Here is a 12,992-nt window from a genome sequence, read left to right as displayed (position 1 = left end):
CGCCGGCCGGTCCGACAACTCGTGCGCGGCCGGGCGACGTCGTCTTGTCCAGCGTGATCAGCAGTACACCCGTACGGCTCGCCGCGTCCGCCCCCGGCAGCGAGACAGTCCTCGGCGCCGGGCGGCTCGCGCCGGCCTACTCGGGGGGCGTGGGGGTTCCGTGGGTGCGGTACATCGCCTGGACGTCCAGCTCCAGTTGCACGGTCGGGCCGACGACCGCGATGCCGCGGGCCAGCATCGAGCGCCAGTTCAGGGTGAAGTCCTCCCGGTGCAGCTCCGCCTTCGCCAGGGCCGCGCAGCGCAGTTCCTGTTCGTAACCGCCGTTCACCGTGCCGAGGTACGTCGTGTCCAGGCCCACGGAGCGGCTGGTGCCGTGCATGGTGAGCGTGCCGTTCAGCGTCCACTTGGAGCCGCCGCGGTAGACGAACCGGGTGCTGGCGAAGTCGATGTAGGGGTAGTGCTCGACGTCGAGGAAGTCGGCGGAACGCAGGTGGTTGTCACGGGTCTTGTTGCCCGTGGTGATGCTGGAGGCGTCGATGCGGACCGATACCTGGGAGTCCCCCATGTCCGGCGCTATGCGGATGCCGCCGGTGAAGCGGGTGAAGCGGCCGTGGACGTGGGCCATGCCCACGTGCTTGGCGATGAACCGGATCGCGGTGTGCGGCGGATCGAACAACCAGGTCCCGGACGGCGGCAGTTCCAGCCGACGGGCGGGCAGCAACGCGATGCGCGCCGGCGGGATCACGGCTCCGGCGGCGATGTCGACGTTGCTGCGGGCCGGGGTGAGTCCCTCCGCCACGGTCATCACGCTGTAGGAGCCGGGCGGGAGCGTCGCCATGAACAGGCCGTACGGATCGGTGGTGCCGCGGGCGACGACCCGGTGGCTGTCCAGCGCCGTCACCGTGACCTCGGCGCCGCCCAAGGGCTGTCCCATGGGATCGACGATCTCGCAGCCGTATGCGCCGGCGCCGGCCGGCAGGGGCAGCGAGAAGTCCGGTGCGGCGTCGGGACCGCCGCGGGAACGCCGGCGTCGGAGCAGTCCGAGGGCCATACGGGTTCACCTTTCTTCCTGCGTGTCACCACCGCGGGCCCCGCACCGATGGACGTGCTCGCGGTCACGGACAACCGCCGAGGCTTGGTTGCAGGCGCGATGAAGTCAATGATTAAACGATCATAGGTCAGGTGGGGTGAGGCGGTTCGCCGCCGGGCGCGGTGTGCGGCGAGGCTTGCCCGCGGGGCGAATTGCCGTGAACAGCGCTCATCCCGGTCATCCGGCGGGTCGTATTGCACCTGTCGGCCTGTGATGCTTTGCGCCGGTGCTGTGGCGAACGCCACCCGAAACCGCGGGAGATTCACGCGCGGTTCGCGGTCTCGTCACGCGGTCCACACATCGCACGGGCCGAGTCGCCGTGTCGGTTGCTGCTTCACGCGCCGCTGCGGTGCCGGCGGCGAACGGTTCGGCATCATGGTCCGTCGGCGCCGGGCGAGGAGGACGCCGAGAGCATCCTCCTGATGCGGCTGTCGATCCTGATGACGACTTCGGTGGTGCACGGCACCATGCGCAGGACGATCACCGAGCAGGGGGCGCGGCGCTGGGTGTCTGATCGACCGCATCGCGGTCGACCGCCCGTTCCCTTGCGGAGGCGCAGGAAGTCGCAAGCAGGCCGGGAGGCCGTGCCTCATCCGGGCCGCGCCGCCGCACGACGGTGGCGCGGCCCCTCCGTCTCAGTTCGCCGCCAGCAGCGCCTCCAGGGCCGTCGCGGTGTCGGGATGGCGGGTGAGGAGGGCGGAGCCCTTCGGAGCGGCGGGCTCCGGGCCCGTCCAGGCGCCGTCGCAGCCCAGCAGGTCCGCGAGCGCGTCACACGTCGCCGGGTGGGCGGCGAGCAGCGCCGCGCCACGGGCCGCCCCGGAGGATCCCCCGGGGTGCGGGGCCGCCGACTCCCGGGTGGGATGCCAAGGCGGTGTCCAGGCGTCCAGGTCCGGGAGGCGGGCCGGGAAGACACGGCCGGCCTCCCGGATGAGCAGCGGGGCCAGTTCGGCGCCGCCCGCGCGCAGGGTGGTGATCAGCGTCGGCAGCCAGGGCAGCAGGACCGGGTCCGGGAGACGGGCGAAGGCGTTCGACACCGCCTCGACGACGAAGTCGGCGAGATGCGGCACCGGTTCCAGGGCGTGCACGAAGCCGCTGAGGTAGCGCGGGTAGGCGGGCACCACCAGGGGGTTGGCGAGCAGGTCGTCGCAGCGTGTCCGCAGGGCGGCACGGGAGAGCGTGCCCAGGTGGGTCTGCGCCGCCCACAGCAGGGCCGTCCGCGAGGACTCCCGCGGACGGCACTGGGCAAGGGCCAGTTCGAGCTGGGTCCGGTCGCAGCCCAAGGAGAGGGCCAGCCCTTCCATCCCGAAGAGGAAACCCAGCATGGCCGCGACCTGGCGGACCGTGGCGTCCTCGTCGGTGAACGCCGTCGGGAGCAGGGTGCAGTAGTGCGCGTATCCCGTCTTGACGAAGGACTCGATCCAGGCCGGCAGCACCGGTTCGGCGGTGCGGTAATAGGACAGCAGGCGACGGATCCGGCGCAGCACCTCCGGTGCGCCGTCGACGGTGCGTTCGCCCGCCAGGACCTCCAGGGCGCGGGTGCCCAGTTCGTCGGCCAGGCGGCGGCTGCGCAGGTAGCGGATGGCGTCCTCGACGGCCTCCAGGACCTGGGCGGCCGTGGCCCGCGGCGCGTACGCGGTGCGGCGCAGCCGCTGCTCCAGAACCTGCTCGATGCTGACACCCTCGTAGCCGAGCTCGATGAGGGCGCGCTGGTGGGTGCCCAGGGCGAGGTCCCAGGACTCCTGGACGGGGCGCTCGCCGAGGCCCCGGTCGCCCATGATCGGCCGTGCGGCGCCGTGCGGCAGCAGGCGGTGCAGCATCCACAGCACGTCGGAGCAGCGCTCCAGCTCGGGCCGGGAGGCGATGTCCAGCAGGGCCCGCTGCACCCCGCGCTGCTGGAGCCTCAGGTTCAGCGGGGCGAGGCGGTCGTGCACGTCCCGGGCCAGCGGCGGCAGCGCGTCGTAGCCGACCCGGCCGACGCGGTCGCCGCCCATCATGATCTCGACCAGTCGGCGCACGTCCCGCCGCCCCGGTACCGCGTCCTTCTCGATGCAGGTGACGGCCGCGTCCTGGAGGTCGTACGGCGTCGGCTTGACGCGGTCGCGCATCCCGGCCAGCAGGATCGACGTCTCGAACACGGCGATGGCGTCGGCGGTGGAGGCGAGGTAGCCGTTGCGACGGGCGGCGCGCACGATGTCCACCGACCAGCCGAGCAGTTCGGCCTCGTCGAGGGGGTCGAGGGCGGGCGGACGCCGGAGGAATCCGGTGAGCCGGTCGGCGGCCGGGCCCTCGGGCGCGGACCCGGTCGCGGGCAGTGCCTTCCTCGGCTTGGTGTTCCTGGTGCCGGCCTGGCCGGCCAGGCGGTACGGCCGGACGCCGGTGCGCCGGAGGTTCTTCGCCCACTCCGTGGCGGCGATGGACACCGACCCGGCGGCGAGGCCGAACTGTGCCTCGATGGCCGCGTGGCTGGACGGGATCAGGCCGTGCCGCCACTCGGTCGCGGTGCGCGGCGTGATGGTGAAGGTGTCACTGCCGTGGATGCCGAACTCCTCGACGCGGCTGGCCGCGTGGAACGCGCCGCACACGTAGAGGCAGTCGGCGGGGTCGGTGCCGGTGGCGGTGAGGTGCTCGCGCATCCGGGTCCACATGTACCGCTCGCGGTCCTCGTCCACCCGGACCCGGTCGCCGTCACCGGGGGCGAGGCGCCGGAAGAGGCTGCCGACGAGGAACATGACCTGGCGGTAGGTGTCGTGGTCGCTGCCGCCGAGCGGCACCTCGACGTACTGGTGCCACCACTCCGACCAGTGCCGCACCCGGCCGTGGCGCAGCAGGTGCTCCTCCAGTTCGGCGAAGCGGGGCCGCAGGTCGCCGATCTCGACGCCGACGGCGTCGCCGTGCAGCGCGGCCTCCGTCTCGGGCGCCCCGGGCCGAGACGCGTCGGGGGCGTCGCCGGCGCCCTCCGCCGTCCGCCCGTCCCGGCTGTCCCACTGGAAGACGTGGTCCGAGGAGCGGTCGACCAGGACCAGTTCGACGCCCGGGGTGTCGAGCGCGTACGCGATGGCCTGGTACTCGGCGGACGCCTCCGTGATCGGCGCGACGACCGACAGCGGCGCCCACGCGGCGGGGAAGCCGTCGACGTCCCCGGCGAACGCCTGCACCGCCACCGGCAGCCGGCAGTTGCGCAGCTCGGTCAGGAGCGGCGCCATGTCCTCGCACAGCTCCAGGTAGACGACCTTGGGCTGCTTCTCGCGCAGCCGGCGGGCCATGGCGAGCGCCGAGGCGGGCGAGTGGTGGCAGACGGGGAAGATCTCCAGCGGCTCGCGCACCGCGCGGTCGACGTCGTCGACCATGCCGAGGAGGATGCCCTCCAGGGCGTCGGGCCCGCCCGCGAACGTGGCGGCCGCTTCTCGCAGTTGCCCGCGCAGCCCGGCGAACGTGTTCTCGTGGGATCCGCTCATCGTGTTCGGTGCGCTCACGACAGGGTGGCGATCGCGTCGCGGCCGCCCTCGAGGAACTCGGGCCAGGAGCCGCCCTCCTCCTTGCTGCGCGGCTCGACGACGCCGTGCAGGTACTTGTTGAAGATGGCCAGGTCCTCGGGCTCGCGGCGGGTGAGGGAACCGACGAGCGAGGAGGCGAGGGTGCGGGCGGTGAGGGTGCGCTCGCCGAAGAAGTTGCTGTGCAGGACGGCGTCCTCCAGCACACCGATCTGCTCGGCCGTCGACAGCGCGGACTCCAGCTTCTCGTCGTCGCTGCCGGCCGCCGCGGCGGACGCGCGCAGGTCGGCGAAGCTCTGCAGCAGCACGTCCAGCAGCGTCGGCGGCACGTCCAGGTCGATCGAGTGCCGGCGCAGCAGTTCCTCGGTGCGGAAGCGGACGATCTCCGCCTCGCTCCTCTTGTTCGTCACCACCGGGATGCGGACGAAGTTGAAGCGGCGCTTGAGCGCGGAGGACAGGTCGTTGACGCCCCGGTCGCGGCTGTTGGCCGTGGCGATGACCGAGAAGCCGGGCTTGGCGAAGACGATGTTGTCGCTGCCGCCGCTCTCCAGTTCGGGGACGGAGATGTACTTCTCGGAGAGGATGGAGATCAGCGCGTCCTGGACGTCGCTGGTGGAGCGGGTCAGCTCCTCGAAGCGGCCGATGGCGCCGGCCTCCATCGCGGTCATGATCGGCGAGGGGATCATCGACTGCCGCGACTGGCCCTTGGCGATGACCATGGACACGTTCCAGGAGTACTTGATGTGGTCCTCGGTGGTGCCGGCCGTGCCCTGCACCACCAGCGTGGAGTTGCGGCAGATCGCCGCGGACAGCAGCTCGGCCAGCCAGCTCTTGCCGGTGCCGGGGTCGCCGATGAGCAGCAGCCCGCGGTCGGAGGCCAGGGTGACGATGGAGCGTTCGACGAAGCTGCGGTCGCCGAACCACTTCTGCGGGATCTCCCGGTCCAGGCCGTCGGCGCGCTCGGAGCCGCAGATGAACAGGCGGACCATCTTCGGCGACAGTCGCCAGGAGAACGGCTTGGGGTCGTCGTCGATCGACTCCAGCCAGTCGAGCTCCTCGGCGTACTTGATCTCGGCGGGGGCGCGCAGCAGGTCGGTCATGTCGGGGCCTTTCGAAGCAGTAGGGGGCGGTTGCCCGGTGAGGAGGCGGTCGCCTACGCGAGTGACGTCTTGAGCTCGTGGACGAGCTTGCGGATGTGGCCCGAGACCACCGGCGTGCCGAGGGCTTTGAAGCGTTCCCGGAACCAGGGGTTGACCTCCTGCCGTCCCGAACTGGTCACCGAGCCGACGGGGATGAACTTCACGCCCGAGCGGTGGACCGCCTCGATGCCCTCGAACAGTGGCTGCGAGCGGTCGAACTCGTAGAAGTCGGAGATCCACACCATCACGGTGTTGCGCGGCTCGGTGATCTTCGGGCGGGCCATGGCCATCGCGACCGGGCCGTCGTTGCCGCCGCCGAGGTGGGTGCGCAGCAGCACCTCGAACGGGTCGTCCACCCACGGGGTGAGGTCGATGGCGCGGGTGTCGTAGGCGATCAGGTGGACGTCCACCTTCGGCAGTCCGGCGAAGATCGACGCGAGGATGGTGCAGTTGACCATGGAGTCGACCATCGAGCCCGACTGGTCCACGACGACGATCAGCTTCTGCGGTGTCGTCCTGCGGGCGGTGTGCCGGTAGTAGAGGCGGTCGACGTAGAGCCGTTCCTCCTCGGGGCTGTAGTTGGTGAGGTTCTTCCAGATGGTGCGGTCGAGGTCGAGGTTGCGGAAGACCCGCTTGGGCGGGATTGATTGGTCCGGCGCGCCGACCGTGGCCTTCTCGACCTGGGTGCGCAGCACCTCGGCGACCTCGTCGACGAAGCGGCGGATCAGCGCCTTGGCGTTGGCCAGGGCGACGCCCGACAGGTTGTTCTTGTCGCGCAGCAGCTGCTCGATCAGCGACATGCTCGGGGTGAGCCGCGCGGCGAGCCCGGGGTCGGCCAGTACCTCGCGCAGGCGCATCCGCCGGACGAGGTCGGCCTCGAGGGCGCCGAGCTCCGGGCTGAGCGCGGCTGCCCCATGGCCGGGCACCGCACCCCGGCCGCCCCGGAGGTCACCGGGTGAGCAGCCGAGGGCACGCTCCAGCCAGCCGGCGTCGGACTGCCAGCGCGCGAGCTGACCGGCGCTGACGGATCCGCTGCCGGTGGCGAAGACGTTCAGCAGCACCTTGGAGACCAGCGCCGCGCGCCGCACCTCGGCGGCCCGGTCGCGTACGTCACCGGTGTCGCCTCTGTTCTCGGGGCCCTCGCCGTTCCCGTCGGAGCTTGTTCCGGCGGCATCGCCGCCGGTCGTCCCGGCGTCCTGGCCGCCCCCGCCGGTCGCGGGGACCATCAGGCCGTCGAACTCGGCGGCCAGCCCGGGGTGGCGCTGCACGATCGAGTCGACGGAGGTCTGCGGGTCCAGCAGCGCGGGCGGCAGACCGATGTCCTCCACGACGGCGAGGCTCGCGGATTCCAGCGCGGCCTGCTCCTCCGGGTCGAACAGCCGGGCGAGCAGCCTCCAGTAGAGGACCTGGCGGCGGTTGTCGTCGCGGTCCGGTCCGGTGGCCTGTTCAGTGGTGTGCTCGCTCATGTGCGCAGCAGCCTCCCCGCCCGCTCCCGCAGCACGGTCACGGCGTCCGTGGCCGCCTTCTCCGCCTTGACGCCCGCCTTGTCGGCGGTGCCGCCGGCCCAGGCGCCCGCCTGGAGGGCGACGGTCTTCTTGCGCACGGTCGTCTCGACGGCGAGCGGCTGCACGCGGAAGTCCCCGTCGTCCCAGCGGAGCAGGCCGATGCAGGCGCTGGAGGCCGCGACGGCGTCGGGGGTGAGCGGTCCCGCGGCCGGGACGCGGTCGGTGTCGACGGCGAGGGAGTAGCCGGGGAGCCTGAAGGTGAGGGTGTCGCCGTCCCGCAGGGTGTCGTAGCCCTCCAGGAACACCGGTTCGGCGAGGCGTGCGGGATGCCGGTCCAGAGGTGCCGTGGGCGCGGCGGTCGCGGTCGGCAGGGCGACGCGGGCGGTGGCGAAGGCGTCGGCCGGTTCGCCCGGGCGGGCCCGCTCGTCGTCCCAGATCAGGTCGCCCTCCTCGGAGAGCGGCATGTCGGTGAGGTCGACGGCTCGGCCCTCGCCGAGCGCCGCCAGCAGTGACAGGTGGGGCCGCAGGAGTTGCCAGACACCGGCCGCGACGACGGTGTCCGGCTTGGGTACGGAGACGCTCGCCCGCACCAGACGGGGTGCCCCGCCGTCGGCGGGTTCGAACACCGCGTGGACCTGGGCCTGTGCCGCGGTGGCGTGTTCGTGGAGGTCGAGGCCGAGGGGCAGCAGACGGCCGGTGGCGGTCCCGGTCGCGGCCGCCCCGAGGGCGCCGGGGCGGGTCAGGAGCAGGGCGCGCGCCCACAGGTCGCCCCAGCGGCGTGCCGGGAACCGCTCCAGGGAGGACCCGGGGCACGAGGCGGCGAGTTCGGCGGCGAAGCCGTCGAGCAAGGTGGCCAGGCGGCGCAGCGCGGGGTCGGGGAGCATCGCGGAGACGATGGACGCCGCCGCGCCGACCAGCTCGTGGTCGATGCCCTGCCAGCCGGTGCGCGCGAGGTCGGCGAGCCAGGTCCGGGCGGCCAGGAGCAGGTTGACCGTCGGTCGTCCGGCGGGGGCCGCCGGCGCCTTCTCGTCGCGGGTGCGGCCGGCCGTCTCGTCGGCGCGGGCGAGCAGCGCGTCGTGGGCGGCGCCGAGGAGAGCGGAGCGGGCGGCGGCGAGGGCGGTGAAGTCGTCCTCGCCCGCGGCCCCGGCCGCCGCCTTCTCGGCCGCTTCGGCGACCCGGGCGGCCAGTGGCGAACCGGCGACGGCATGCGCGAGTTCGGTCAGATCGGCGATGCGGGCGGGCTGGGGTCGCAGCAGGCCCGCGACGAGGGCCCGGTCGAAGGCGTCGACCGCGGCCAGGGCGTCGTCGAGCCCGTCGAGGGGCGCGGTGAGCGGACCGGCGGGTTCCCCCGCCGCCGGAGCGAGCGCGCGCGGAGGCACCTCCGCGGTCGCCGCCCGGGTCGGGGTGAACCACTGCATCTCCGGCAACGGGGCGGTGGTCGGAGCGAGTTCGAGGTAGGCGAGGTGACGCAGGAACCGGCTGAAGACGGGGGCCGCCGCGGTCTTGCCGTCCGCCTGCGCGGGGCCAGCCGCGATCATGGCTGCGGTGAGGGCGGGGGCGTCCGCCTCCCCGCCCTCGGGCTCGACGCGCAGGTAGCGGGCGACGCGCTCGGCGCCGTACTGAAGGACCGCCTCGGTGATCAGGGCGCGGATGTGATTGCAGAACGAGCCCCGGGCTCCGCCGCAGGGGCGGTTGTTGTTGGTGCTGCACGCGAACGCGTACGTGCCGGAGACGACCGACGAGACGTAGACGCGCTCGATGTCCGAGCCGCTGGAGACCACGCCCTGGAGGCGTCCGTCGGCCAGTTCGACGAAGGGGACCTTGGCGAGCTTGCGGGGCCGGGCGGGTGGCACCACCCGGGCCGTGCTCGACTTCTCCCAGTCCGACAACGCACCATCTCCTTCGCGGCACACGGCGTGTCACGCCGTGTCGGCGCAGCACAAGGGGACTGTCACGCCGGAGCGGCGCGACAAGAACGAAACTACTGGTGACCTCTGACAGCGGCGCTCGGCGGGCAGGGGGAGCCGAGTTGAGCGGGGGCGGCCGCGTCCGGGGCGCTGTCGCGGGAGGTGCGGCGGTCCGCGTCACGGATCGCCGGGGGCGGCTGAGGCGTCGGGCCCGGGAACCGGCGCACTGGTGCCGCCGAGGCTGGGTTTCTGTTCGCGCCGGGCAGGAGTCCGCCCCCGCTTCCGGCCTTGCCGGCGGCACTCGATGACCGCGCCCTGGCACCACGCCGGAATGACCGCCCGCTTCACCATGGGGTCCAGATCATCGGCGTCGCCGGTCGGCCCACCACGACCTGACCACAGACCCGGAACCCCGCACCACCGCACCCTGGCACGTCGGCAAGCATTCACACACCTGACGACGTGACCGCACCGCACGGGGAGCGGCGATGCAGTCTGCTGCGCTCCCGAACGTGCCGGGGGCCCGTCCGCACACACGCGGACGGGCCCCGGGCTGTTGTGGTCCGCCGAGGGCGGAGGGCCGTTACTTGAGGTGGACGATGCCGTCGGTGGTGACGGCCGGCCGGCCGCTGGTGCCGGCGACGACGATCTTGATCGTGTGCTTGGCGCTGCTGCTCCAGGTCTTGGTCCAGATCGCGTCGCGGTACTTGGTGGTCGACGACTTCAGGTCCACGGTGGCGGCCTTGGTGCCGTCCACGTAGATGTGGGCCTGGCCGGAGGTGGTGGCGCGGGAGACGACCCAGGCGACGGACCGGCCGGTGAAGGTCCAGCTCAGCGAGGCGTTCTTGGATGAGCTGGTGTACGACTTGCCGCCGAGGTAGCTGGAGGAGGACTTGGTCGTCCACGTCCCGGACTTGGCGGCGGAGCTCTCCTGGAGGATGAGCGGGGTGCCGGCGACCGAGGCGGTGGCGGTGTTGCCGGCCCGGTCGTGGGCGGTCATCGACCAGGTGGTGGCGGCGCCTGACGCGGCGGTGTGGTTGGCGCTGGTGACCGTGGGCCCGTAGGTCTTGGCGGTCGGGGCGGTGAGCCGGACCTCCCTCAGCGCGGTGCCGTCGGTGGCCTTCCACTTCAGCGTCAGCGGAACAGCGGAGGTGCCGACGGTGCCGGTGCGCAGGGCCAGGTTCGGCTTGGCGGCGAAGGTGGGGGCGGTGGTCTCGGCGACGACGGTCGCGGCCGCCGTGGTGGCGGTCCTGCCCGACTGGTGGACGGCGCGGACGGCCACCTGGTGGGTGCCGGCGGCCAGGGTGGCCTTGGCGGAGGTGGCGGTGCCGGCGGCGGTGGCCACGGCCTTGCCGTCCACCAGGACGTCGTACTTCGAGATGAGCGCGGCCGGGGTGGCGGCCGACCAGTTCACCGTGATGCCGGCCTTGGTGTAGGTGGTCGAGCCGGAGGTCTCGCTGCCGGTGACGGATTTCAGGGTGAGACCGGAGACCGGTCCGCCCGCCCAGGCACGGATCGTGGCGAGGTTGTCGTAGAAGGCGTCACCGGGGCACTGGGTGTTGTAACCGTCGCGGTGGCCGTGGATCGCGGGCAGGGCCAGCTGGGCGCCCTTGGCCCAGGTCTTCCCGGAGTAACTGCGGCCGCTGTCGCCCGTGGTGAGGGTGGCGGTGCCGGTGGGGTCGACACCGTACTGGCCGAGCTTCCACGCGGCGATCCGGGCGACGGAGGTCATGGCGGCCGTGGAGGGCGCGGTGGCGGTGTAGGTGCCCAGCACGGAGATGCCGGTGGTCTCGCTGTTGAAGCCGTAGGCGTGGGCGCCCAGCACCGGCCGGTCGACTCCGCCCTTGCGGCCCTCGTAGACCGTGCCGCACTTGTCGACGAGGAAGTTGTAGCCCAGGTCTTTCCAGCCCAGTTGCTTCACGTGGTACGCGTAGATGCCGCGCACCACGGCCGGACCCTGGTCGCAGGTGTAGTCGTTGGACTCGGCGGTGTGGTGCACCACGACCGCCTTGATCTTCTCGCCGGGCAGGTAACCCGGCTCCTCCGGGCTGATCGACTCGTCCGCGCCCCAGGCGGCGCGGGAGGTGATCGACGGGCGCGGCGCGGTGGACGGCGGCGCGGGCGGAACGCTTGCCGAAGGGCTGGGGGAGGCGGTGGGGGAGGAGGTGTCGGGGGCGGACGGCGAAACAGTGGCCGTCGGCCCGGTCACCGAGGGATCCGGGGTCGAGGGCTCCGGCGCCGAGGGCTCGGGGGAGGACGGTGCGGACGACGCCGTCTCGGAGGCGGGAGTCTCCGGGACGGTGGTGTCCGGCTGCGGCTCGGTGCCGGTGCCCGGCTCGGTGGCCGAGGGGTCGGGCACCCCGGTCTCCTCGACCGCGTAGGCCGCAGGCTCCAGCCCGGTGACCTCACCGCTGCCGGGGTCCACCATGTCCAGTCGCAGGCCCTTCGGCAACCTGGCCGAATTCTTTCCGTCGATCCGTACTTCGACGCCGTCGGACGGGCCCACCCACGCCGGTTCCGTACCCCCGCGCGCGGCGCCGTTCTCCCCCTGGCCGCTGTCGCCGTCCAGCGTCAGCCACCGCGACCAGGTCTGTGTGCCGGCGGCCCGGGTGCGGACCTCGACCGTGCCGCCGACGCGGGAGGACGGGTCGGCCCAGGTCACGCCGAGCATGCTGAACGGCGCGGTGTCCCGCTTGCCCAGGGAGGCGGAGGTGCCGTCCGCGGAGATTCGCAGTGCGGTGGTCTCCGCCTTGCTGGTGACGGGGCCCGGCGTGCCGTCGGCGTGGGAGCCGGTGCTCTCCTGCCCCGTCACGGCCTGCAGGACGAGTGCTCCGGACAGGCCGGCCGCGACGACGGCGGACGCCTTCCAGAAATGTCGTGGTGTGCGCATGTCAGCTTGCGAAGTCCTTCTGGGCAGGGGGCGAGCGGGGAGTCGGCCGCCCTGAAGAGGCGGCACGCGGGAGACTCGGACAACCGGGTGAAGGTTGTACGGCAGCGCCGACAGCCGGAGCGGAAAGATCGAAAACCGGTCACGCACGGTACGAGGACCAGGCCCTGCCAGGTGATGGAGATCACTGGAGTCTTCCGGCAAGGAAGGTTCCACTTGCGGCTTTCTGCCGCGACGGAAGCCTCTCCCCGGTTCCGGTTCCGGCACCTCCTGGACCCGGACGTCGTCCAAGGCCAATCCGTACGACAGCGATTCCGACAACCCCGGATGGGTGGTCGAGGACACCGCCACCGGAGCGGTCACCCGCAACATCGTCTCCGTCACCGGAGCGCTCACCGCGACCAGCGGCAAACCGGTGACGTGGTGCTGCAACGGACCAACGCGCACGGCGACACGGCTCTGCAGCTCCCGCTGCCGGGCACCAGCGCGCCGACCGCCCTCGACTACGACGACTACGCCAACGCCGACCCGTGCAACAGCACGGACACCACGGGGCTGATCCCCAAGTGCGGCAAGGCCCACAAGACCAACGGCCACAGCCTGTGGATCATCACCGGGCGCCGGGGCGGCGGTGTCACCAGGGACGGCCACCGCTGCATCGGCTACTGCGTGGAGACCCGGATCAAGGGCTTCGCCAACCGCCACCTGTCCCGCAACGCCGTCTGCGCGGAGACCTGGGGCACCCGTCCGGGCAAGCGGAAGACGAGCAAGCTCCAGGGCAAGGCCAGTTGGTACACGCCGTGGAAGAAGCAGTGGGAAGGTCCACTACGACATCCAGGTCGAGCCGGGCACGAGGATCGTGACCCACGGCAACGGTGTGGTCCTGGAGCGGAACGGCTTCGTGACGGCCGTCTCGTCCATCTGCGAAGCCAGTTCCTGGCCTGTAACCGCGTACGGTGATCATCTCCGTGCG

At 72.3% G+C, this 12,992-nt stretch carries 7 protein-coding genes and 1 pseudogene; 1 reads left to right on the top strand and 7 read right to left on the bottom strand.

Translation table 11 applies throughout. The features are described 5' to 3' along the window. Positions 1–136: 136 nt before the first annotated feature. From ACIF8T_RS24675 to ACIF8T_RS24645, 7 genes and pseudogenes are all read right to left on the bottom strand, one after another. Positions 137–1,051: a YceI family protein gene (locus ACIF8T_RS24675; RefSeq protein ID WP_400038257.1), complete on the bottom strand. Its 915-nt coding sequence runs from the start codon at positions 1,049–1,051 to the stop codon at positions 137–139. Between the two features lie 674 nt (positions 1,052–1,725). Beyond that, the gene (locus ACIF8T_RS24670; RefSeq protein ID WP_400038416.1) at positions 1,726–4,545 is read right to left on the bottom strand and encodes a hypothetical protein; all 2,820 of its coding nucleotides are present in this window, start codon (positions 4,543–4,545) and stop codon (positions 1,726–1,728) included. Positions 4,546–4,559: 14 nt separating this feature from the next. Then, the gene (locus ACIF8T_RS24665) at positions 4,560–5,681 is read right to left on the bottom strand and encodes an AAA family ATPase (RefSeq protein WP_400038256.1); all 1,122 of its coding nucleotides are present in this window, start codon (positions 5,679–5,681) and stop codon (positions 4,560–4,562) included. Positions 5,682–5,734: 53 nt separating this feature from the next. Then, positions 5,735–7,186, bottom strand: a complete 1,452-nt coding sequence (locus tag ACIF8T_RS24660) for a VWA domain-containing protein (protein WP_400038255.1) — start codon at positions 7,184–7,186, stop codon at positions 5,735–5,737. After that, the gene (locus ACIF8T_RS24655; protein WP_400038415.1) at positions 7,183–8,604 is read right to left on the bottom strand and encodes a hypothetical protein; all 1,422 of its coding nucleotides are present in this window, start codon (positions 8,602–8,604) and stop codon (positions 7,183–7,185) included. The genes ACIF8T_RS24660 and ACIF8T_RS24655 overlap by 4 nt, the downstream gene beginning before the upstream one ends. Before the next feature lie 3 nt (positions 8,605–8,607). Next, positions 8,608–9,114, bottom strand: a pseudogene (locus ACIF8T_RS24650) (hypothetical protein); the annotation flags it as partial. Positions 9,115–9,715: 601 nt separating this feature from the next. Further along, positions 9,716–12,022, bottom strand: a complete 2,307-nt coding sequence (locus ACIF8T_RS24645) for a peptidoglycan recognition protein (protein ID WP_400038254.1) — start codon at positions 12,020–12,022, stop codon at positions 9,716–9,718. A gap of 417 nt (positions 12,023–12,439) precedes the next feature. Between ACIF8T_RS24645 and ACIF8T_RS24640 the strand changes: the two genes are divergently transcribed. Then, positions 12,440–12,979 (top strand): hypothetical protein, encoded by a 540-nt coding sequence (locus tag ACIF8T_RS24640; protein ID WP_400038253.1) that lies wholly within the window; start codon positions 12,440–12,442, stop codon positions 12,977–12,979. The last annotated feature ends 13 nt before the right edge of the window (positions 12,980–12,992 follow it).

Origin of the sequence: Streptomyces sp. NPDC085946, assembly GCF_044540485.1 — a bacterium.
Lineage (GTDB): Bacteria > Actinomycetota > Actinomycetes > Streptomycetales > Streptomycetaceae > Streptomyces.
The sequence above is the reverse complement of the archived record's forward strand: the minus strand, read 5'-3'. Positions and strand labels throughout refer to the sequence as shown.

Bases quoted from the DNA above. Each gene is read 5' to 3' on its own strand.
- ACIF8T_RS24675 (WP_400038257.1), bottom strand. From the start codon at position 1,051: ATGGCCCTCGGACTGCTCCGACGCCGGCGTTCCCGCGGCGGTCCCGAC.
- ACIF8T_RS24670 (WP_400038416.1), bottom strand. From the start codon at position 4,545: ATGAGCGGATCCCACGAGAACACGTTCGCCGGGCTGCGCGGGCAACTG.
- ACIF8T_RS24665 (WP_400038256.1), bottom strand. From the start codon at position 5,681: ATGACCGACCTGCTGCGCGCCCCCGCCGAGATCAAGTACGCCGAGGAG.
- ACIF8T_RS24660 (WP_400038255.1), bottom strand. From the start codon at position 7,186: ATGAGCGAGCACACCACTGAACAGGCCACCGGACCGGACCGCGACGAC.
- ACIF8T_RS24645 (WP_400038254.1), bottom strand. From the start codon at position 12,022: ATGCGCACACCACGACATTTCTGGAAGGCGTCCGCCGTCGTCGCGGCC.